Genomic DNA, 20419 nt, shown 5'->3' on the forward strand with positions numbered 1-20419 from the left:
TTCCCTCCCCTTATTCTGTGCCGCCATGCAAGGCATTGGCTTTTGCCCGTTGGAGGGCATGACTTACCGCACGGCCGGTAGCAAGAGGATCACGCGCCCCATTGACATGCACGGTGACATTTTGATGGTGATAAACGGATGCGCTCTGCTTGCTTTTGTCCGTTGCCTGCGTTGTCACAGGGCTGGTTTGCGGGTGACCGGCAAATTGTACAATCGGCTGCAAAGCTGTTTTGCCACCAAGCCAACTGGGCAAATGAAACATGTTGGAGATATCAATCGAACCAATCCATCCTTTGATGCGACCGGATAAGGATTTAAAAAAATCAGCCAACTTTGTGATGGAGGACATAAAGCCATCGACAATCCCATTGGCAAGATCTTCTCCAGCCTGTTCCATACCCGCCTTGGCTTCTTCTGAGAGCTTTTCGCGAGCAAAAAAACTGCTCAACCAGCTCCAAAAGCTGGAGAGACTTTGCTTAAAACCCTCCCAGACATTACCAAACCATTGGGATATAGCGACAAGCCCCTGTTTGAACTTTTGCCAAGCTTGAGAAAAGTCAAAAGCAGCAGAAAGGGTATTTTTCCACTTGGTGATGGTTGCGGTATCAGCACCAAAAAAGCGCATGACAGCTTCAAAGATACGGCCAAAAGCGTGGACCAGCCCGCGAGCAAAACCTTTGACAAAAGAAGAAAACCGGTCCCAATATTTCCACAAGGCAAAACAAGCAGCCATGATCACTGCAACAACAGCGGCAATGAGCGCCCCTATCGGGGAAAAAACAGCACCAACAACAGAGGCAATGCCTGCGGCTACCACCTCTATCACTGTGCCAACCCAACCAAAAGCAGCAGCAAATGCACTGCCTGAAACCATAAGCCCGCGAAAGCCTGCCACCAACAAAGTCATGGGTCGCAAGAGACGAAGCGTGCTCCCACCAAGAGTTGCCGCCATAATTCCCAAAGAGCGCCCTGAAGCGATTAAGCTGCGCCAACTTGTTTTAAGCGCACGACTAAGCGTTCCAAGCTTAACAAAAGAAGTCATGAGTTGAAGAAGCCCAAGGCGTGTGCCAGCCATGGTAAAGCGCAACACCCGCAGAGCAATATTAAAAGCCATAAGGGTGCTAATGGTTTTGACAATCGCACTGGTTAAGGCGGGATGGGCATTGGCCCATGCCATCAAGCCATTGATAAAATTGCCAACACTTTCCATCAAACTGTTAACATGGGGCAACAACACGTTGCCAATGGTAATGCCCAAAGCCACGATGCGGTTTTGCAAAAGTTCAAATTGCCGGATGGCACCAGTTGCTTGTTTATCCGCTTCTTGCTCTACGGAGCCTTTAAAAACTTTGGGGTCTTTAACAAATTCGAGCGCTTGGCTTAACAATTCTGGATTGCCAACCAATTTGGCAAAGTCACCGGTAAAATCGCGCCCAGCAATGGCAATCAGGGAACGCATACCCTGTTCGGATTTGGCTAAAACATCAAAAAAGCGCACTAACGTGCCGGTTGCATCTTTGTCGATGTCTTGGAGAAACTTTTGCCGTGACAGCCCAATATTGACAAAAGCATCTTCAATATGTTTGCCCCCTGCCTGAATACGCGAACTCATGGCATTAAAACCACGCGCCGCACTCTCAGGGACAATCCCCGCAGAAATCATCGCGGTACCAAAAGCAGCCGTTTCACGGGCAGTGAGCTTAAACATGGTGGCAGCACCGGTGGCACGATTGGTAAAATCAGACACTTCACTGGCTTTAGCCGCCATATGGTTGGAGAGATGGTTGATGGCATCGCCTAACTCTTCAATGCCTGTCTGATTGAGTTTGAAGACATTGCGCAATTTGGCAAAGCGTTCACCAATCTGGTCCCCCGTCATATCAAAAGCCACAGCCGCTTTGGCAGCGTAAAGACTAAAAGCTTCGAGATCTTGCTCGCCAATCCCCGCTTGGCTGGCACTGGTCATCAGTTCCAAAACCTCACGTGCAGCAAGCGGGATTTTGGTTGAGGTCTCAAGAGCAAAGCGGCGCAATTCCTTTAAGCGATGCAGAGGCGCATCAAGAACCTTTTCCAAGCCCTTCATCGATTGATCAAATTGCATGGCCTTATAGAGGGGGGCAATCAAGGTTGCGGTTTGGGCAATTGCCCCCACCATGCGCCCTCGCGCTTGGATAAAAGCCATTTCAGCATTCTTGGTTGCATCCTCAAGATGTTGAGGATCAAACCAATTTTTAAAGTGTTGTCGTGTCTTGTTTTGCAAATGGGCAACATCGGCACTAAAGGCTTGCAAATCGCGCTTGGCAGAGGCTATCCCTTCTTGCAGATGATTGACAAAACGCACAACAAGGGAAACATCCATAACAGCTCCTATTCCAACATCTGCTGTTCATATTCTTGGGATTTCAAGCGTGCTAATTCATTGCGATAAAAAATGACATCCAGCCAATCCATCTGGTTGATCTCTAAAGCCGACCAACGAAAATGAAGCGCTAATTCGGCTCCAAATTGTCCAGCATAAGGGATTGGCGTCCCATAAAAAAAGCAAAAAAAGCCTTCAAGATTGCCATCATATCAACAGTATCAATCCGATCAATCAGTTCAACCGTTTCATGGGACATATCCGCCAAAAGCGCTGTAATGCCTTCTGTCGCCTCATTGGTGAATAAAACTTGCGAAAGCTTGACAAGCAGAACATCATTGGAGAGCGTTTTCTGCTTGCCAATTTCTGGAGCCAGCAATTGTGTCAATTGCGGTCCTATCAGCACTGCCAATTGCTTGGCATGTTTGAAGGTGGGGCGATAAAAGGTTAATTTATTGCGTGTTGCTTGCTTACCATCACTGTCTGATATAAGCAGCGGCACTTGCAATTCCACAGCAATGCTTGTTTGTAAATTTGTCATCATAGTTTCCTATAAATTGAGGATAGAGCGCCTGCGCCCACCAATATCCTGCCCATTGCGCACAAGCCAACCGCCCCGTTTAAACGAAAAGCGATGCAAAACAGCACCATCCCAATATTCGCTATAGTCCCAAATATTCTTAATCTCACAATCATAGCCCGTTGCTTTTCCAGCAGTAAGCCCTTCGCTATCGACTTTGACCAAGCGCCCTGTGACATCAATGGAATGTTCATGCTCGCGCCCATCTTCTTCAGACACAACATGTTTTTTGCCAGTAAATTTATGACGAAGACCAGGGGGACCAGCAAAGATACCAATGACTTCGGGGGTGTGGCTGCGGATCTTCATTTGCAAGCTTAAAGCTTTCACACCAAGACCGCTCACATCAATTTGCATATCAGAACCGCCCGGTTGATAGGTTTCGGTGAGTTCTTCTAAGGTGGGCAGTTTCAGCGTTTCAAGATCAAGATGAAGATTGACATCATCATCAACAATCAGGGTAAAACCGCGAACAATCCGTAAAGTCATGCTGCACTCCTTGCTGCTTTGCGATAGCTCTCTAGCGTATCGCCAAATTGATAGGTCATTTTCTTTTGGATGTCTTCAGCCAATCGGTCAAAATAAGCGCCATTGCGCCGGCTCCCAAAACTTAAATCTTCGAGAGGAGGCACTTCTTCGGCATCAAATTCAACCCGCAGCTTGCCCAATTGCAAAGTGCTATTGGAATTCAAATCACGATCAAACCAAACACGTCCACCAAGCAGGGCACCACGAGCAATCATATCATCAAGAAACTGCGTGAGAGAGCGGGTAATGGCAATGACATGTTGACCGGTCAAATTCTCATCATTGGCAAAAGGGCGGAAACTATTGATGATGGTCTTTTCCAGTGCTGCACGGGTGCGCACCACATTGACAAAGCGCCAAAGCGGATCAGAAGATGTGGTATGATTGCCCCATAAAATCCGTCCATTGGCAGCCATTTGACCTTGCGCATTTTGGCTAAGCCGTGCCGGAATAAAGGTAGCAATATCGGCTTGGTTAAGACGATTTGCCTCATGATCGATTTCGCCATCAAAATAGCTAATGGGGCGCGCTGTGCCTAAAATGCCGTGCACATCTTGGTTTGAAGGCGACCAAAAAACACCCCCCTTTTGCTTATCGCGTTTGATAAACATCGCTGCGGCAAAGGGACTTGCCGGTTTAATACAATAACCACCCTCACCGTTTGCCACCCGCACGAAGGGGTCAATCAAATAACAAAAGCGTGAGGAAAAATCGGCGCGATAAACAAGGCTTTCTTCGGTGTTTTTGCCCCCTGTGTCAAAAACCGCAATCGCTTGCAGCTTTTCGGCAACCTGTTCAAGTGCGTCAGCCACGGGGTTCTTAGCATTGTCAAGGCGCCCTGCACTATAAGCTGGTGCCAATAAAATCCCAGGTTCAACCCCTAAATGCCCACGCGCATGGGTCAAAGCATGAACACCAGTTAAGGCAGCATTGGACCCTACCATTTCGGCTTGTGTTTCAGAAATTGTCGCCTTTTCCTCTACCCGCACAAGGACAATTTTGGCCTCAACCCCTTGCGCGCGCACAGCATGAATCACATCAAGAGCTGTGCCTCTTTGCCCCAGCTTTTGGATTTTCTCTGTTTCATGGGTAAAGATCAGAACAGGTTCGTTTACCGGATAAATTTGTCCATCAGCATCAGGGGCTGTAACAACCGCGCCAATCGCCGTCTGATCAAATGTTGCCAACGGCCTAGAGCTTTCACCAGCCTCAACAATGCGGATACCATGATTAAATTCTGTTGCCATCTTGCGCTCCAAATCAATAAAGCAACAATAACAACAAGGATCAAACCGCATAAGACTGACACTGTCAGTCAAAAAATCCCTTTAAAAAGGTTTTGAAACCCCTTTGAGAAAGACTTTAAAAGAAAATGATACAACTTAAGCTATCACACAATAAGCTTGCGTCAAACCATTCGATTATTTTTGATACAAGAGCGTGCGTCCAACAATGTTGGTTATAATCTATTCTCAACAATTATACTAAACTTGTTCATCTTTCTCTTGTGGTTCTTTCATAGATTCTACCGATGCGTCTGTCTTAGCCTTTTCAGAAGACAAAGAATTGTTTTCTTCATCAATAATGGGAGGAGAGAACACCCCATCTTTATAAGTCCAACCAATTTGCGCTTCGCTTGAGGGGATCGCCTCACCATCAAAGGCATGAACATAATTTTCTGAGGCAACGATAATATTTGTTACCACACCCTTTTCAACAACTGCATATTCCATAAAAAACTCCTATATAAAAAATCTAAACAAGATTGCTCCGTCGCCACCGTCACCGCCAATTTTACTGCCATCTTTTCCACGAAAATATCCACCGCCACCGCCACCACCGTTAGCTCCGTAATCACCACCATTACCTCCCCCGTTATTGCCACCATAACCGCCTTTGCCATTCTTTTTGCCACCGCCGCCGCCACCGCCGCCGCCATAAATACTGTTTCCACCATTGTCGCCATTGATATCGGAGTTGTTGCCGCCTGCACCACCTAATCCACCAGAAAAAATAAAACTTTCATTTTTCATAGCCGCATCGCTTTTTTTCCAAGTGCCACCGCCTATACCGCCTAACCCGCCTTTGCCACCATTGCCGAGAGAGCCATAGGCATTATAATAGCCACCAGGGGTGTTGTCATTGCCACCACCATAACCACCACCACCAGCACAAATAATTCCTTTAATAATTGTGTATCCACCATGATTTCCGTTGCTTCTGCCACCTTTTCCTCCCCTACCAATTTGAACTGTTTTCGCTTTTTTTAGATCGGCTCCCTTAATTTTAACACGTGCATATTGAGCACCTCCACCACCACCTCCACCGTTATTATTATTTCCACCATCACCTCCGCCGCCTCCACCGCCACCCCAAGCACATACTTCAATTTCTGTGTTATCGGTCATACCTTCAGGAAACGGGATAGTGCCGCTTTCTGTCATGAGGATTTCGACAGGTTTTTTGTTCAATGAAGCCACCAATTTATCTATTTCACTTTTCGTATAAACAGCTTCACCATCAACTTTGAGTGGTCCTTTGAGCTTGCTTCCCGTTGCAGTTAAACTTGTCACAACTCTACCATTTTGGATGAGGTTCAAGGACGAGTTTCCCGAAAGCTCTAAGCTATCACCAATGGTGACTTTGCTGGTAAACTTATTGTAATTTTGCCATTCATTGGCTTGCGCTAAGCGCCCATAGCTTGTCAGATCTTCATTAATCTTAGCTCTAAACGCATCAAGACCGACAATATCTTCAATTTTGTGTTGGTGCGCTCCAAGAAGGGAGACAGCACTGCCAAAGGTAAAATGATTGTTGCTTGCTTTATAGAGAACATAATTGTTAGCAGCGTCCTTAGCGCCCTCGATATCGCCCAAATCGGTTAAAGTGAAGGTTTTATCTGCTGCCATTTTGCCTTTGAGGGCTGCTTCAAGATCTGTAACATCCCCTATGCTATGCGTGTGTTTTGCAGGGGCTTTTTCATCTAGCTTTTCCTCAACTTCCATGATGGCTTGATCAATTTTTGTCAAGTTCTCACGCAAAATAGGGAATTCAGAACTGATAAAACGCCCTTCTTTAGGCAATTCCATTGCAAGCTTTTTGCTTTTTGTCATTTCCATTCTCCAAATTTTCCAAATCTCTCAAGCAGTCTAAAATCCCATCTCTCAAAGCGAAGGGGCATCACAAGATGCCAGCACCAAAATCACGCAGCATTGACCGTGCGCAAGGTCCACCGGTTAGCGTGAGTTTCAAGCGCGCTTGCTTTGCTGTTTGGTCGTGACTGACAAATTTTCGCTCTGTCCAAAGGGGTTCCGTAAGCTGTTCTGTTTCCTCTAAGGTGAGGGGGGTAAAAGCACCATCATCCAGTTGCATCTCGAGGGTGAATGTGGAGCCGCCTGGTAAAAAGGTCTTGATATAGCTGGTCAATCTTGCCTTCTCACCAAAGGCAAAAGCACGGGTGACATAGGTTGCTGTGTTATGGATCTTGCCGGCAATCAACTGAATGGGAGCAAACAGAACCGGTGAGAGTTTCTCCGTGCCTTTAAGAATAGCACGTAATCGAACTGTTTCACTGATATATTCGGTAAGACTGAGCAATTGAAAGGGTAAGAGTTGATAAATTGTGCCGTTGTTTCTTTCAATTTCAAAGATCACCGAACAATCACTAGAAGGCAATTCAACCGCGCTACGGATTTGTAAATCAGAACAGTCAACAAGATCAAATGTGCCAAGATCTATGGTTTTTGTTGTTTGTCTGTAGCGAGCTGCCAAGACACGAAAAGCCAAAGCCTCATCTTGATGGGCACTCCATGTTTGCGCATTGACAGAGGAAAAACGAGGACCGGTCACATAAGGGTGGCTTGAGACAAATCTTTGCTGTTCTTCATCAAAATCGCCAAGCTTTGCCAAAGAGAGAGAATGATCACTATCATCGGTTTTAATGACAAAAGCCGTTAAGCGGTCATTGGGCACGAGGAGTGGGACAGCATAGCGTGCCTGTGCCCATCCGGTTTTTGCCCCCTTCATGGAATAAAAACTTTGTGCTTGGATATTGGCGGTGGGATAGCCGTTTTCGGTTGTGACCAAATCAATCACCAGATCATGATTGGGATTGCCAATTTTGCAAAGATGAAAGTCAATACCGGTGATTTGCCGTGTTTCTTCTGGTGTAAAGACTTGCGCTTGCGGGTCCACTTGCGTCCAGATCTTGACTGTTGTGGTGTGCCGCATCACTTTCACATCAATAACACCTTGCCCGGTAAAGAGACCGGTTGCAAGGGTTCCCCCTTTGCCTCGTGCTACAACATTTTTTGTACCAGAAGGAATATTTTCAGGGATCTTGAAACTGCCTTCCAAAATGCCAGTGCTATTGGCAGCAAGGCGGTTTGCTGGCAAAACATTCACACCATCAAAGGTGAGAGTGTCTAAAATTTCCCCCTTGCCAAAACCTTCAATTTTAAAGCCAAGGGTAATTTGTCTTAAGAAATCGATTTGTTCTTGATGCGTATTGATGAGATCATCACGCACTTCTGTGTTACGGATAGTTCTCCCACGGTTCCATCCCATGTTCAGTTGATTGGTGACACTTGAGAGCCAATCGGTACGCTGCTCGTGCCAAAAGTCTGTTGCGGGTGTGAGGGTTACTGTACCAGGTAGGGGAGCAAAGTTTTGATAGGGGTTGATTTTTTCGCAAGCTGTTGTCAATTCTTGGGCAATGATCACTTCATTGGTCCAGTCAAGGGTGACAGGAGCCTTTAAGGGGGCGGTATAAAAGGTTGGATCAATAGCCAGCTGTAAAATGCCATTGCCGACAGCTCCTGTTTGCGTGAACCCTTCATCACGATAACTGTCATCAAGAAACGGGTCAGCAAACATGCCTTTTTTGGCAACGGGCTCTTTAGAGTCAACATTGCTTTTAATGCGCTCTAATTGCATCAAGCGGTCAAGGGAAAGCACCCGTTGAAAATAACGCCACATCTCATCATAGGGGGCAACACGCGTGCCATCATTGACCACAAGCGGCGTATCCAGCCAACTGTTGGTGATGGTGGCAAGGGAGAGGACATCCTCAGGGACACTGGGTGCCATCGGTTGATCTGCCGAAATCCCCTTGATATAAACCACACTGCCGCCTGTATTAAGCCCGATACGGTCAATACGGGGCAATTTGTAGGTGTAACTGACAATGATATCCCCCCCGTGCGCACCCCCTGAGACCGTGATTTCCTGTGCCGTGACCTTATCGGCGGTCACTTGTGCACGATAGCGATAGGTTACCGTGTAACTGCTGCCAGGACGCGGTTCATCTCCCACCGGTGCCCAGTCAATAGTATCACCGGTCTTCTTAAAATCTGTTCCTTCTTTGAATTCCTTGTTGCCTTGTGTGACTTTGAGAAAAGAGGTGATGCTTTTATCGGGAACACCATCACGCCCAGCAACGACCGCACCGCGGGTGACCGTCACGGTTTTTTCTTTTGTCAACAAAAGAGAGTGGATATCGGCAATGGGGGCATAATAGCTTTTAAAGGTAAAGCTTGTTTTGCCTTTTTGAGGGGCAAAAACATGGGTTTCACTAGGCACAACGCTTGTCGAAAACTCTTCTCTCTCTTCATGGCGCAAAGCAGCAAGGCGCTTGCGCTTAAAGCCATTGATATTGGCTTCCCCTTCTTGAATGCTAAACACTTGGCAACCATTGTTTGGTCCAAGAGCCGTCACCCGGCATCCACTCACGATATAATGACCATGGGCACGGTCATAAGTCGCAATGGCTTGCATGGCGGGTTCAAGCAATGAGGGGGACTTTTGATCAATCAAAATGCCATCTTGTAAGATATAAACAGGAAAGAACGTGCCTTGCTGCCCATCCTCTTTTAAGGCCCAAACAAGCTTTGCTGTTTCGCGTGCCGCACCGGGCTCTCCTTGTGCCAAGGTGCCGGGAACTTGCCCCAACAGCTCTGGATCATCCTCATGGGTAATCCATGTTTTTTGCAACTTTACACCGATTTCAAGACGGCCAACCATAGAAACGGCATTCAGAACCGCTTCTGAGACCGGAAAGATATCGCCTGCGATATAGATCTTGCCTTCTGTTAAAGTAACGGTCTTCGCGTTTTTATTGACAAAGGCATCGGCCCGTTCAACACGGTCTCCCTCTTTGGCAACCAAACGCCCCAAACGGTTATGGCGCCCCCTGATGATGGTTTGCATCTCATTGAGTTCACCACTTTGGATAAAGGGACGTTGCCCATAAAAGACAACGCTTTGTTGTTCGTCTTTGCCGCAAGATCTGTCAATTGCAAAGGGTAAACCACTTTCATGCTTCATGTTAAAACCTCAATAAAATCTTGAATTGCTCGCGAACATCACCGCGCAAAGGAATAGTAACGGGCGTTTTGATGATCTCCACCCCGCCAATCAGTTCATTGCACTCACACCAAAGTCTGCCCAAAGGGATATGTTGTTTGGGGGTCGCATGAACCAAAACAGCAAAAGAAGCAGCTTGTTTTCCATCAACATTTTGAAAATCCGTGCGTGCTGCAATAAGAAGGGCGGTGCCCCTCGAGGAGGGTTGATAACAATCGCCCAAATGGTGATAAACACCCGCCAAATTCTGTTCTACTGGCTGGACAATGTTGCATCTGCGATACCCAATCACATCATCCTCACTGTCTCTTAACACGAGATAAAGGGTACGGTTATAAAACCATTCTGCCATCAGCATATCGCGTTGATGCTTTTTAACAGAACACCAAGGGAAATTTGCCATATCCCATGGATAATCAATTTGGTCGAAACTTAATTCCCCGTCCCCGTCATCCATCCAATTGCCAATCAACAGTCCTTCTTCTTTTGTCAGCCTGTGCGTAATTTCTGTTATGCGCCCAAAGGAAAACAGTGTGTTCCCCGCTGTTAAGCGCACACCACTTTCATATTCCAACAGGCACGCATCAAGGCGTGACATATTACCTTCCAGTGTTTGCACGTCATAACCATTGACACCGCGGCGAAAATCAGAGCGCAAACTTTTGGAAAGCTCTGTGATGGCTTCAATGGCTTCAAGAGCACTTTGTTCAGGCAATTGATCAAAGTAAAGTTGAAAGGAATTCCACCACGCACGCCCTGACCATGCTGGTGTAAAGCGTGCTGTAATCTGAAGCCATGAAAGCCCTCTATCAATAGCCGCTAAAGAACCACGCAAACGCTGCCATTGGAGCCCTTGGTCAATCAGATCATAAGGATTAGAAAAATATGGGCTTAATTCTTGTAAACCATATTCGTCGATCAAGTAAGGCAACCACGAAGGGGGACGGGTGATAAATTTCGCGCGGGGGATTTCTTCGAGAGTATTTTTGACCTGCGGATCAAATGCCATTGCTTCGGCTAAACAGCGTTCAAAAAAGCTTGAATTTTGCGGTAAAAGTGAGGAAATCATCAATAAGCATGCCCCCGTTTAGACAAGACAATCTCCCCTAAAGCCACCGCCTCATCAGGCGCGACCACAATATCTGTTAAGGGCTGTGTTAAAATCACATGGTGGACACCTTCAACCATCAAGCGGCTTAGTATCCAACTTAAAGACAGATCACGCCCAAGCCTTTGCGCGCGTGCCCATTCCGTTTGCAAATTGTTCACGGCCTTTTCCAAAACAAAGGGACCTTCATTGGGCAACAACCAGAGATCAGCATGCACATCGATAATCCGCTGTACAGCACTTTTTACAAGGATATGATCATTGGTCATTTTAACCTGTTTTTCATCAAGAGCTGCTTGTACCTTGGCAATCAAAGCCTCATCGGCAATACCAGAAGGGCTATCGCTAAAAAGCGCAACATGAATAAGCGGGCTTTTTCCCACACGATAAACAAAAGCATCCTTGACACGGATATCGCTTGAGAGGGCAAAATATTGATAACGTGGGACTGTGCCACCCGTGGAGTGCCCTTGTCTATTCAAACGAATACGGCGACGATAGCGTTCATCATCCTCATCCAAAAGGCGGGTAACCCCATGAAAATCCCCCAAATGGTCTAAACTTGTCCCACGCGCAAAAGCAAGGAGATTATCCCGCGCAACCTCATTTGCCCGCTGGCGCAACAGCAGTTCTTCATAAGCGGCTGCTTGCAATTGAATAACCACGGGATCATAAGCCGTCTTTTCCACATTATAAGGGATATTCTGTGCGGCAAAAAGCTTGGTTAAACGGGTGATTTTTTGCTCTAAAATGGCCTCAACAGAAAGTTCTTCAAGAATTTGTGGGAGGGGCAATTGCTCAAATTCTGTCATCACCCACCTCTAAATCGAAACTTATCGGCTCCTTATGTGACCAATCCCCCAAATGCCCATCGGGATAAAACACACCTGTGAGAACAAAGTGGAATGTTCCCTCCCGCGTTGCTTTTATCAGATCAATCTTTTGCAACGAAAATCCAGGCTCTCCACATTCTGGATCATTTAAAGCTTGTACAATTGCTTGATAAAGCTGCAATATTGTCGCAGGATCAGCATTGGCATCTTGGAAAGCTCCAACATCACACCCATAATGACGCCGCAAAACCCGTGTGCCAATTTTTGTTGTCAAACATTTACGAAGGGACTGACAGCAGTGCGCCCAACCATATAACAGAGAGCCATCCTTTTCGTTTACTCCACAGCGCATGCTTTAAGCACCTTTCGCTGCCTTTGTTGAAGAAACGACAGATGTTTGTTTCTCAGCAATCTGACCAAGCAGCAATGGGTATTTTGCCGCCTCATCGCTTAAACAAATTTCTTCACCTTTTCCCGGTGAACGATTGCCTGCCACAAAATCCGCATTGGTTAAAATGACATAAGTTTTTTCACGCATGATAAACTCCTTTAAAGAGGACTAGAGGTTGTAGAGGGACCAATTTTGACCCCACCATGTTTGTGGTCTGCTCCAACAGATGTTTGATTATGGTACAAATCTTCTGCTTGAATCTGTACGCTTTCATTGAGCGCAACACGGGTTTCCTGATGACAAAGCAGCAAACCTTTTTCACTCAAATGGATTTGATTTTCCCCATGGGAGAGGATAAGTCCCTCTTTTGTAATACGCAAAGCGCCACCGGCATAACAGAGCGCTAACTCTTGGTGTTGATGTGCGGGATTTGGCGCTTCCTCACTATAGCTATCACGAACCACCAAAGAAGCCGAACCTATTTCCCCATGGGGATTAAACAACCGCACCGGATCACCAACATTTAAAGGCATATTGCTCGAAACAGCCCCTGCTGCTTCTTGTGCTTGCAACCAAGGCGATAACACCGCCTGCCCCTTTTCTCCCTGTGAGAAGACTTGCACCCGCACCCTATGACCATCAACTTCTGCAACCCGCCCAATCATGTGCTGGTTGGCAAGACAGAGTTCAAGCTTATCCAACCGTTTCATAATTTGCCGAAAGGTCGCAGCAATGAGATGGGCATCATTCATCACACGCCCTCATCTTCCAAACAGATTAAACCCTTTTTAAGCTGCTTACTCTCATAACAAAAAATATCGTGACCCAAATGATATAAATCTTGGTGCCATTCAACCACGCTTATTGCCACACCGCGTTGCTTAATCGCCGCGGAGATAACCGGTTCAATCTGCACTTCACGGGGCGCACCCAAATGCGTTAACCCCCACAATTGCCCGCTATGACAAAGCACCGCAATGGCTTCAGCCAAAAGCCAACTGTGAACATCACGTTCTTTTCCTGTGGTGACAATAAAAGCACCCAAATGAAGATCAGCACTCTGCTGCCCATTGGAGACAGAAGTCAAACGGCTTTCTAACACCGCAACACGAATTGCTGGTGCAACCAGCATTTGGGTTTCAAGTTCTTCTAGATTAAAACGCCCAAATTGGCTCTCGCAATCACGCACATCAGGCAAAGCGCTTTTAAGGCTCTTTATAACCGCTTCACGAAGCGCATTGATACGCCCCATCTGCTTCATCCTTTGACTCATGAAAAGGTCCTTTCCAACCAATCCTCTGCTGCTTTGACAATTTCCACTTTATTGCGCTCTGAAAGCCCTAAATAAGGGCGTGCTGGCATCGTTACTTGGTGGACACAAACAAAGCGCTGTGCTTTGCTGCTGTTAAGAAAAAAGCGAAGGGTGCTGCCATTTTTAGGGCGGATAACCCCACCCAATTGGTGAATACGGGCATAAACCAAACCACTGCCAATGATGACCTTTTCTGGGGATGCCACCATATCAATAGAGCGTGACAATGCTCCGCTGGCATAAAGAATGGAGGTGCGGGCGTAATTGTTTTGCCACTTCTCTCCTTGAGGAGAGGTTTTTTCACTTTGAATCCGCCGCCTCGTGCTCTCTTGCAACAGACGCCCCACCCCTTGCGCTAAAGTTCCCATCGAACTATCAGCGCCTTTTTGCAAAAAAGACAGAGCCGCTTCAAGCCCCATTTCTTTAATTTCAATAGGGGTGGAAATGCTCATTTTACCGCCCCATCAAACGTGGTTTTGCGTGAAAAAAAGCACCATCACGCACCGGCCCATCTTCACTCATAATTTTTGGTTCATCTAAACCTAAACCCGCTTTGCCCTCCGCAATGCGTTTGAGAAGATCAATCGCCTGTTTGTGACGATCTTCAATAGTGGTGGTAAGAGCCGTATGGCGGATGGCTAAATTATAAACAGCAATATTGACACAAATCATGCCCAACGCTGTTGGCTGTCCGGCAATCGGGACGCAGTAGCGATGAGACAGATGGGCATCAATCTCACCACTTGCTTGTTCTAGCGCACGAAAAATTGCTTGATCAGAGAGTGCTTTGTCTGGATTTTCGCCAATCCCGCACAAATCATCCAAGAAATCGTCACCCCAGAGCTCTTCAATCAAGGTTTTATTTGCATAAGCCATCGAGACTCTTTTCCTCAGACAACCTCTTGCAGCAAAACACCAGCATCTTTGGCTGCCACCAATTCACACACCCGTTCACCCACACGCACCCGTTTACCACCCGATAAACCGATATCTGGATCAGAGATCACCCCAGACAAACGCTCTCCCAATTGGGCGCTAAAGCCCCAACTAATCACCGAACCATCCGCCTGTTGTTTGGTGGGATCAATATAAAGCAGTGCTATCTTATTGCCCCAAACCCGCGCCAATTGTGCTGCGCGCCCTTTGCGTGCCAAATTCACTTGCGATTCACCAATGAGTAAACGCTCAGGGTGTATTTCCATCAGATCGGCAAATTGCGCCTTGGTGACAAAACCATCCGCAGTGCCACCCCCTTTAACAGCTTTGATAATTTTGGGATGGCGTTTGAGTTTTGACCAAACGACTTTACCCATAACAATGGTGTTTGGCGTATAGACAAGGCTTTTATCCATTGCCTCATCTAAAGTAGCATAAGGATCTGATTTGTCGTAATCGCTAAACTTATTCTCGCCCTTAAGATCAATCACCCGCTCTGGAGCATAATTTTCACGCGCTTGTACAAAGGCTGCAACACGCACTTCACGCCCCAATTCCAGCAAATTGGCAAGACCCTCCACAGCTGTCTTTTCGGGGTTATAACGAGAGCGTTTTTCTGCCCGTGCCCTTGCCGCTGCTTCAATATCCGAATTGGGAATGAGATCATCAAGCCCATAATCTTTGACACTGGCTTCCCGTTCAAAGGCCGAAAATTCTATCACATTCGGGCGTCCTTTGCGGCCAACCTCAAGTTCAGGAACGGTAAAATTTTCCGCTAAGGGAAATTCACTATATTTAAACACCTCGCTTAAAACAGAAACACGGGGCAAAACTTTGTCGCCAATAAGAGAACCTGCTGGATTGCGATAACCAATAGCAATAGCGGTAAGTGTTGGATCAATGGGAAAAGGTCTGTTCATTTTAAGCCTCGACTAATTTATTTTAAAAGAAATAACATCACCAGCAGAACCATCACTCATGGCAAGTCCAATCGTGCGATCTGTTCCTTCAGCCTTTATGGCGCGCCCCTTAGCATCGGAGGTCAAAAAATCACCAAAGGAAACATTGCCTCCACAAACCACTTCGCCCCAACCACATTGGCCAATATCAACCATCTCACCAGCCTTTGCGCTCAAAGACCCTGCAGTCCCTAATAATTTATCTGTTTTACCAGAAGCGGTGACCACACATCCCTCACCGCGTGCCGCAACAATGCAATAAGGCGAAATCTCATCACCGGCGCGAAAAGATTTAATCAAAATCATTGTACTCATAACTGGCGCTCCTTTTGTTCGCAAACAGTGTCAACCGCTTGGCTAATGGTGATAAAGTGCCCTTTTTGCGCTTGTTCTTGTTGATAATGGCGTGCCGCAACAGCAACATCTTCTGGTGCAAGATTTTGTTCTTGTCTCAGAAAAGAGCGCTCTAAAGGACTTGTTGAAGCAAGAGTGGGCAACTTCTCAAGCAAACTTCTAAAATGCTCCATGCCCCCTTCAAGGCTACACAGTGCCCGATATTCCTCACGCGCAGCTGGCAAAATTTTGCCCTCTTCAATAGCTTTATCTAAAAGCCTCTCAATCGCATCATTTTTTTGCTCTGCCTGTAAAAGAGACAATTGATCGCGTGCCTCTGTTAATTGGGCATTCAATTCCACACGTTCCTTTTCGCGTGCCGCAACAGCGGCTAAAATTTCATCAAGCCGCACATCTTTTGAAAGCGAGAGTGCGCTAGCAATGGCTGTCAAATCCATATCTTTCTCCACATCAGTTGTTAAAGGGGGGTCTAAAGGCTGTTGACTGCTTAAAGCCGTCATGACAAGGGCTGGACGATTGACCAAACCAGCACCAGCTAACTGCAAAATTTCACCTTTCTTAGAATGGCGAAACTCAGGCGAAAGATAGCGATATTCACGGGTAATAATTTTTTTGGCTGCTACCTCAGTCCACTTAACCCGTCCCCAAATCGCACCATCCCGCTCTGCTAATTCTTCAATCCAACCACTCGCCGGTGCTTCTAAACCTTTTTGTGCACGGTGATGTTGCCCATGCTCATAATCAATCACAAGCGGTCCTTTATTTGCCTCAAAAGCTTTTAAAATCCTTTGCGGGTTATAATGCCATTCTCGCCCATCACGTGCTTTCACATGGGGCGCTTTTGGTAAAATCTCTACCCATTCAGGCGCTTGTTTGCCTGTCATGTTTTCACATAAATTGTCTTGGCATGAAATGTCTTCACATAGATTATCTTGGCACAAAACCTCTGGGCAAAGATCAATCAATGCGGTATGAACTGCCCCATCATGAAATGTCCCAGCATGCCCATCCTCTTGATCTTCGTGAAATTCCTGTTCCATCATTGCCTATTGCTTTACAGTTGTCATTGGCAATAGAATGCACGAAACCCATCCACGCTATAAGTCTGACACTGTCAGTCAAAAGAGCGTATTTTTAAAAGCACTTTAAAAGCGCCCTTTTCCCCACTTCTCCCTGATGAGAGAAAAGTCTCTTCCAAACACTCTTATAAAATCGTTTTCAAAGGCACTTCAAAGGCGATAGAGCGCCGTTATAAGTTTTAAGGTACAAATTATCGTCTTATACCAAAAAGCCTTTCTCAAGCCGTTTTTTTTTAAAGATTGCTTTTCTGCTTAAAAAGACTATAGTTTTAAACTGAAGGTGTGAGCCAGTTTTGCCAGGACGGCTTTGCCGGATCTGCGAGGAGTTGACCGCCCTCCATGCCTTCTTCATTTTTCTTACCCCTTCTCCTTTAAGACCACAGGAATTTCTTTCCGTTGTTTTCCCTACAACAACCCTCTCTCAAACCGTTTTTTAAAAGATTGCTTTTCTGTTCAAAAAGACTATAGTTTATAAACTGAAGGTGTGAGCCAGTTATACCAGGACGGCTTTGCCGGATCTGCGAGGAGTTGACCGCCCTCCACGCCTTCTTCATTTTTCTCACCCCTTTTTTTCTAAACCAGCATGGAATTTCTTTCCGTTGTTTTCCCTACAACAACCTCTCTCAAACCGTTTTTTAAAAGATTGCTTTTCTGTTCAAAAAGACTATACTTTTAAAGCGAAGGTGTGAGCCAGTTATGCCAGGGCGGCTTTGCCGGATCTGCGAGGAGTTGACCGCCCTCCACGCCTTCTTCATTTTTCTCACCCCTTCTCCTTTAAGACCACAGGAATTTCTTCTTGTTATTTCTCTACAACAATCTCTCGCCCTTTTTTTCGGCAGCATTTAATAAACGTTGAATTTCTCTAAAGCTCTTTTTATGCATAGAGATAAGCCACCACTCTTGTTTGCTAGCTACCCATTTGACCGCAAACCGCCACCATGCTCCCTCATTTTCACCTAAAAACACAACGCTCTGTGCATCTTTTCGCCTGATGATACCATGGGGGCGGATGAGGGTTTGAATGGCACCACGAAAATCATCCAAAGACAGATCACGGGCTTGATGCTCCAACAAAATATGCTTCACACTGTCTGAAGAGAGGCGGACAAGGGAACTGTCCGTTGCAAAAACCTCACACACTTTACTTGTCATCGGGGCAATGGGAAGAAATCCACGCGGCAAACGCTCTTCAAACATTGCTTGCAAAAGCGGCGAACCAACAATATCTTCAATGGCAATGCGCTTGCGCTCCTCCGGCATCATGGTAATTTTATCACTCAAGAAACGACTTAAGTTTTGCGCCCGATGTTTTCCAGGGTTAGAGTTCCAACCAGGATCAATTCCTTTTGGGATCTTTTCAACTTTCCCTGTCCGTTTATTGTGCCAAACCTTCTGTTCCACTTGGAATGGGGCTGCATCCTCTTCATAGCCTAAATTTTCTGCTTCATAACGGCTCACCTGTCGCACACTGCATTTACACCGCCAACCATTGGGCGGATAAAGCCAATCCCAAACCGGGTCATCAACCGGTGCTGTAAATCCTACCCAACTTTCATGTTCTAACCGTTTGTGCTCTGAACTGGACAACGCATAGGTCAGATAAGGCAAAAACTCTTTATTATTTTGCGTACGCTCCCACTCACCTGCCGCATGCGCACTCATGGTATTGGCCCAATAGACCGTTTCTAAACGCCGTGGGCTGCCCAACTGTACAACGCTCTTCTCACCGCTTTGTGGATCAAGGACACTCTTCCTCCCCCACCAGCCTTTTTCCTGTAAAAGCGGCATCAGATTTTTTTGAAAATCCTGAAAGGGAAGTCGATTTTTTATCGCCTCTCCAACCGCTCGCTTAAAATCATCTAAAATATCATAGCCAACCGATTTTGCCACCGTAAAGGAAAAAGCATGTTCCTCTGGTGCTATATCACGCCAATCAAAGCTTGGAACAACAGCCTTGGCGGCAAAATAACGTGTGACCTCTTTGGGAGCTGTTTTGAAAAGTTCCTCATCCATGATGCCCAAGCCCTCGTGCAATCATTTGCACCTTTGCCAAGCGTGCGGCTAACGCATGATGATTCATCTCACCGAGCAATTCATCTAAACCTTTAAGGATATCCTCATAACTTTTTGCTTGTTCAACAAGCTTTTTAAAGGGCTTTAAAAGGGGTTCTAAATCCTCTTCCCAGTCGCTTAAAGCCTCTTCAGAAAGCTGGTCCAATTCATCGTGATGATCTCCACCCTGCTCTCCTCCACTCTTGTGCTCTCTTGTTAGAGAAACATCAAAAGACCCACCACAATCGGCACAAACACTTGTCCCTTTGCTTTCCTCACCGCCCTCTTGTCTTGCCTCATCACCGATAACATGATCAGGAGACTTTAAAATATCTTCCTCTTTTGTTGGTTGCGAAAAACCAATCTTATTGCGCACTTCTTGCGCACCAACATGCAACCCCAAAGGCACCAATTTTGCCAATGCATCACTCAAAGCCTTAATATCTTCATTTTCAGAGATTGGCCAATAGACAATTGGGTAGCGCTCTTGACGACCAAAATTAATATCAACAAACGGCACAATCAAATCACGATTAGCAGTCAAAGCCAATTGGCGTGCATCAGCTCTAGCAATATCATGGCGAACATTTTCATGAATACGCGCTTGCGAAAAAGACGAACCATCATCCGTTGTCATGGTTTGCCCTAAAACACCCTTAGAAATCTGCCGATCTAAATATTCCGCTTTCGCAGCAAAAACAGCATTGCCACTGCCCCCCGCTGCTTCAATAAATTCAATCTCCATTTCTTTAGGAATGATCGCTGCCGCATCACTGGATAAATCACGCACAGCCTGAATAAGCACCCGCCGCTCCTCATGGGAAGAGCTCGCTCCATATTTTCCCAAACGCAACGGCATGCCGTAAATTTCTAAAAAGGCCATCCAATCCTTTAAGGTATAAGACTTAAAAAGGAAAGCCCAAGCCGCAAGCCTCGCAAGCCCTGTCCGGATTGGCAAACCGCTTTTAAGCTTTGGTCGATGAATGGAAAATTTATAAGCAGGCAATTCGCTACCATCTTGAGAGCCATCTTCTTCTTTTAAACGCAAATGAAAACCATCCCGTCTATCCAATTGGAAAAACCGCTGATCACGCCATTTCCACGCAACAGGCCACCATGCTGTGGCACTTTTGTCCCACAAGGTTTCAACAACCGCATAACCCTTGCCCAAAGCATCTAATAAATCCGTCACATAATCATCAACAAAAGTTGGTGCCCTAATCACTTCGTAAACAGCATCGGCAATCTTTTTGTCCAAAGCACTCTCACTTGCGGCAATCACTCCAGGTTCCACCCCTGTCAGAGCATTTTTACGCATGCCAAGCACAGCACGATAATGCAAATCACGCTCTTCCATTTCATCAGCAAGCTGGAAAAATTGTTCTGGAGTGCCTTGCGCTGCCTGTTGCAAAATATCAGCAAGTTGCAAAGGTGTGAGACCACTGACAAGGGTTTGTGACCAAACATCACGAACCCCACCAATCGTTGGTGCCGCAACTTCACGCTCCAACCCTTTGACTTTAAGCGCCCTACCCCATTGGTCGACAAGTTTTACCATTTCATAA

The 20419-nt window shown here is 46.3% G+C and carries 20 protein-coding genes; all 20 read right to left on the minus strand.

Annotated elements, in window-relative coordinates:
- Positions 1–10 precede the first annotated feature (10 nt).
- On the minus strand, positions 11–2359 hold the full coding sequence (locus LNM86_RS07425; RefSeq protein WP_241437161.1) for a phage tail tape measure protein: 2349 nt from the start codon (positions 2357–2359) through the stop codon (positions 11–13).
- A 130-nt stretch (positions 2360–2489) separates the two neighbouring features.
- Positions 2490–2900 (minus strand): hypothetical protein, encoded by a 411-nt coding sequence (locus LNM86_RS07430; protein ID WP_241437162.1) that lies wholly within the window; start codon positions 2898–2900, stop codon positions 2490–2492.
- Between the two features lie 9 nt (positions 2901–2909).
- Positions 2910–3428, minus strand: a complete 519-nt coding sequence (locus LNM86_RS07435) for a phage major tail tube protein (RefSeq protein WP_241437163.1) — start codon at positions 3426–3428, stop codon at positions 2910–2912.
- Positions 3425–4714 (minus strand): phage tail sheath C-terminal domain-containing protein, encoded by a 1290-nt coding sequence (locus LNM86_RS07440; RefSeq protein WP_241438955.1) that lies wholly within the window; start codon positions 4712–4714, stop codon positions 3425–3427. Before LNM86_RS07440 ends, LNM86_RS07435 begins: the two co-directional genes overlap by 4 nt.
- Positions 4715–4951: 237 nt before the next feature.
- On the minus strand, positions 4952–5200 hold the full coding sequence (locus LNM86_RS07445; RefSeq protein ID WP_241437164.1) for a hypothetical protein: 249 nt from the start codon (positions 5198–5200) through the stop codon (positions 4952–4954).
- 9 nt (positions 5201–5209) lie between these two features.
- A complete protein-coding gene (locus LNM86_RS07450; RefSeq protein ID WP_241437165.1) occupies positions 5210–6580 on the minus strand; it encodes a Bgr_08870 family protein in 1371 nt (456 codons plus the stop codon).
- A gap of 67 nt (positions 6581–6647) precedes the next feature.
- A complete protein-coding gene (locus LNM86_RS07455; RefSeq protein ID WP_241437166.1) occupies positions 6648–9791 on the minus strand; it encodes a DUF4815 domain-containing protein in 3144 nt (1047 codons plus the stop codon).
- Between the two features lies 1 nt (position 9792).
- A complete protein-coding gene (locus LNM86_RS07460; RefSeq protein WP_241437167.1) occupies positions 9793–10899 on the minus strand; it encodes a phage tail protein in 1107 nt (368 codons plus the stop codon).
- Positions 10899–11750 (minus strand): baseplate J/gp47 family protein, encoded by an 852-nt coding sequence (locus LNM86_RS07465; RefSeq protein ID WP_241437168.1) that lies wholly within the window; start codon positions 11748–11750, stop codon positions 10899–10901. Before LNM86_RS07465 ends, LNM86_RS07460 begins: the two co-directional genes overlap by 1 nt.
- On the minus strand, positions 11737–12123 hold the full coding sequence (locus tag LNM86_RS07470; RefSeq protein ID WP_241437169.1) for a GPW/gp25 family protein: 387 nt from the start codon (positions 12121–12123) through the stop codon (positions 11737–11739). Before LNM86_RS07470 ends, LNM86_RS07465 begins: the two co-directional genes overlap by 14 nt.
- A 3-nt stretch (positions 12124–12126) precedes the next feature.
- The gene (locus tag LNM86_RS07475; protein ID WP_241437170.1) at positions 12127–12309 is read right to left on the minus strand and encodes a hypothetical protein; all 183 of its coding nucleotides are present in this window, start codon (positions 12307–12309) and stop codon (positions 12127–12129) included.
- An 11-nt stretch (positions 12310–12320) separates the two neighbouring features.
- Positions 12321–12914, minus strand: a complete 594-nt coding sequence (locus LNM86_RS07480; protein ID WP_241437171.1) for a baseplate assembly protein — start codon at positions 12912–12914, stop codon at positions 12321–12323.
- On the minus strand, positions 12914–13435 hold the full coding sequence (locus tag LNM86_RS07485; RefSeq protein ID WP_241437172.1) for a hypothetical protein: 522 nt from the start codon (positions 13433–13435) through the stop codon (positions 12914–12916). The genes LNM86_RS07480 and LNM86_RS07485 overlap by 1 nt, the downstream gene beginning before the upstream one ends.
- Positions 13432–13926 carry a phage virion morphogenesis protein gene (locus LNM86_RS07490; protein WP_241437173.1) on the minus strand — a complete coding sequence of 165 codons (495 nt, stop codon included), beginning with the start codon at positions 13924–13926 and terminating at the stop codon, positions 13432–13434. The genes LNM86_RS07485 and LNM86_RS07490 overlap by 4 nt, the downstream gene beginning before the upstream one ends.
- Position 13927: 1 nt before the next feature.
- On the minus strand, positions 13928–14350 hold the full coding sequence (locus tag LNM86_RS07495) for a gp436 family protein (protein ID WP_241437174.1): 423 nt from the start codon (positions 14348–14350) through the stop codon (positions 13928–13930).
- A gap of 14 nt (positions 14351–14364) precedes the next feature.
- The gene (locus LNM86_RS07500) at positions 14365–15330 is read right to left on the minus strand and encodes a major capsid protein (protein ID WP_241437175.1); all 966 of its coding nucleotides are present in this window, start codon (positions 15328–15330) and stop codon (positions 14365–14367) included.
- 12 nt (positions 15331–15342) lie between these two features.
- Positions 15343–15684 carry a capsid cement protein gene (locus tag LNM86_RS07505; RefSeq protein WP_241437176.1) on the minus strand — a complete coding sequence of 114 codons (342 nt, stop codon included), beginning with the start codon at positions 15682–15684 and terminating at the stop codon, positions 15343–15345.
- Positions 15681–16763: a phage protease gene (locus tag LNM86_RS07510; protein WP_241438956.1), complete on the minus strand. Its 1083-nt coding sequence runs from the start codon at positions 16761–16763 to the stop codon at positions 15681–15683. The genes LNM86_RS07505 and LNM86_RS07510 overlap by 4 nt, the downstream gene beginning before the upstream one ends.
- 846 nt (positions 16764–17609) lie before the next feature.
- Entirely contained in the window at positions 17610–18815 is a 1206-nt protein-coding gene (locus tag LNM86_RS07515) for a phage head morphogenesis protein (RefSeq protein WP_241437177.1), read from the minus strand.
- Entirely contained in the window at positions 18808–20412 is a 1605-nt protein-coding gene (locus LNM86_RS07520; protein ID WP_241437178.1) for a DUF935 domain-containing protein, read from the minus strand. The genes LNM86_RS07515 and LNM86_RS07520 overlap by 8 nt, the downstream gene beginning before the upstream one ends.
- Positions 20413–20419 lie beyond the last annotated feature (7 nt).

The sequence above is a fragment of the Bartonella machadoae genome (assembly GCF_022559585.1).
Classification (GTDB): Bacteria; Pseudomonadota; Alphaproteobacteria; order Rhizobiales; family Rhizobiaceae; genus Bartonella; species Bartonella machadoae.

What these genes read in the sequence shown, in the direction of transcription:
- LNM86_RS07435 (WP_241437163.1), bottom strand. Translation starts at nt 3,428, where the DNA reads ATGACTTTACGGATTGTTCGCGGTTTTACCCTGATTGTTGATGATGAT.
- LNM86_RS07510 (WP_241438956.1), bottom strand. Translation starts at nt 16,763, where the DNA reads ATGGAACAGGAATTTCACGAAGATCAAGAGGATGGGCATGCTGGGACA.
- LNM86_RS07485 (WP_241437172.1), bottom strand. Translation starts at nt 13,435, where the DNA reads ATGAGTCAAAGGATGAAGCAGATGGGGCGTATCAATGCGCTTCGTGAA.
- LNM86_RS07430 (WP_241437162.1), bottom strand. Translation starts at nt 2,900, where the DNA reads ATGACAAATTTACAAACAAGCATTGCTGTGGAATTGCAAGTGCCGCTG.
- LNM86_RS07515 (WP_241437177.1), bottom strand. Translation starts at nt 18,815, where the DNA reads ATGGATGAGGAACTTTTCAAAACAGCTCCCAAAGAGGTCACACGTTAT.
- LNM86_RS07505 (WP_241437176.1), bottom strand. Translation starts at nt 15,684, where the DNA reads ATGAGTACAATGATTTTGATTAAATCTTTTCGCGCCGGTGATGAGATT.
- LNM86_RS07475 (WP_241437170.1), bottom strand. Translation starts at nt 12,309, where the DNA reads ATGCGTGAAAAAACTTATGTCATTTTAACCAATGCGGATTTTGTGGCA.
- LNM86_RS07500 (WP_241437175.1), bottom strand. Translation starts at nt 15,330, where the DNA reads ATGAACAGACCTTTTCCCATTGATCCAACACTTACCGCTATTGCTATT.
- LNM86_RS07425 (WP_241437161.1), bottom strand. Translation starts at nt 2,359, where the DNA reads ATGGATGTTTCCCTTGTTGTGCGTTTTGTCAATCATCTGCAAGAAGGG.
- LNM86_RS07495 (WP_241437174.1), bottom strand. Translation starts at nt 14,350, where the DNA reads ATGGCTTATGCAAATAAAACCTTGATTGAAGAGCTCTGGGGTGACGAT.
- LNM86_RS07455 (WP_241437166.1), bottom strand. Translation starts at nt 9,791, where the DNA reads ATGAAGCATGAAAGTGGTTTACCCTTTGCAATTGACAGATCTTGCGGC.
- LNM86_RS07480 (WP_241437171.1), bottom strand. Translation starts at nt 12,914, where the DNA reads ATGAATGATGCCCATCTCATTGCTGCGACCTTTCGGCAAATTATGAAA.
- LNM86_RS07440 (WP_241438955.1), bottom strand. Translation starts at nt 4,714, where the DNA reads ATGGCAACAGAATTTAATCATGGTATCCGCATTGTTGAGGCTGGTGAA.
- LNM86_RS07520 (WP_241437178.1), bottom strand. Translation starts at nt 20,412, where the DNA reads ATGGTAAAACTTGTCGACCAATGGGGTAGGGCGCTTAAAGTCAAAGGG.
- LNM86_RS07490 (WP_241437173.1), bottom strand. Translation starts at nt 13,926, where the DNA reads ATGAGCATTTCCACCCCTATTGAAATTAAAGAAATGGGGCTTGAAGCG.
- LNM86_RS07460 (WP_241437167.1), bottom strand. Translation starts at nt 10,899, where the DNA reads ATGATTTCCTCACTTTTACCGCAAAATTCAAGCTTTTTTGAACGCTGT.
- LNM86_RS07450 (WP_241437165.1), bottom strand. Translation starts at nt 6,580, where the DNA reads ATGACAAAAAGCAAAAAGCTTGCAATGGAATTGCCTAAAGAAGGGCGT.
- LNM86_RS07465 (WP_241437168.1), bottom strand. Translation starts at nt 11,750, where the DNA reads ATGACAGAATTTGAGCAATTGCCCCTCCCACAAATTCTTGAAGAACTT.
- LNM86_RS07445 (WP_241437164.1), bottom strand. Translation starts at nt 5,200, where the DNA reads ATGGAATATGCAGTTGTTGAAAAGGGTGTGGTAACAAATATTATCGTT.
- LNM86_RS07470 (WP_241437169.1), bottom strand. Translation starts at nt 12,123, where the DNA reads ATGCGCTGTGGAGTAAACGAAAAGGATGGCTCTCTGTTATATGGTTGG.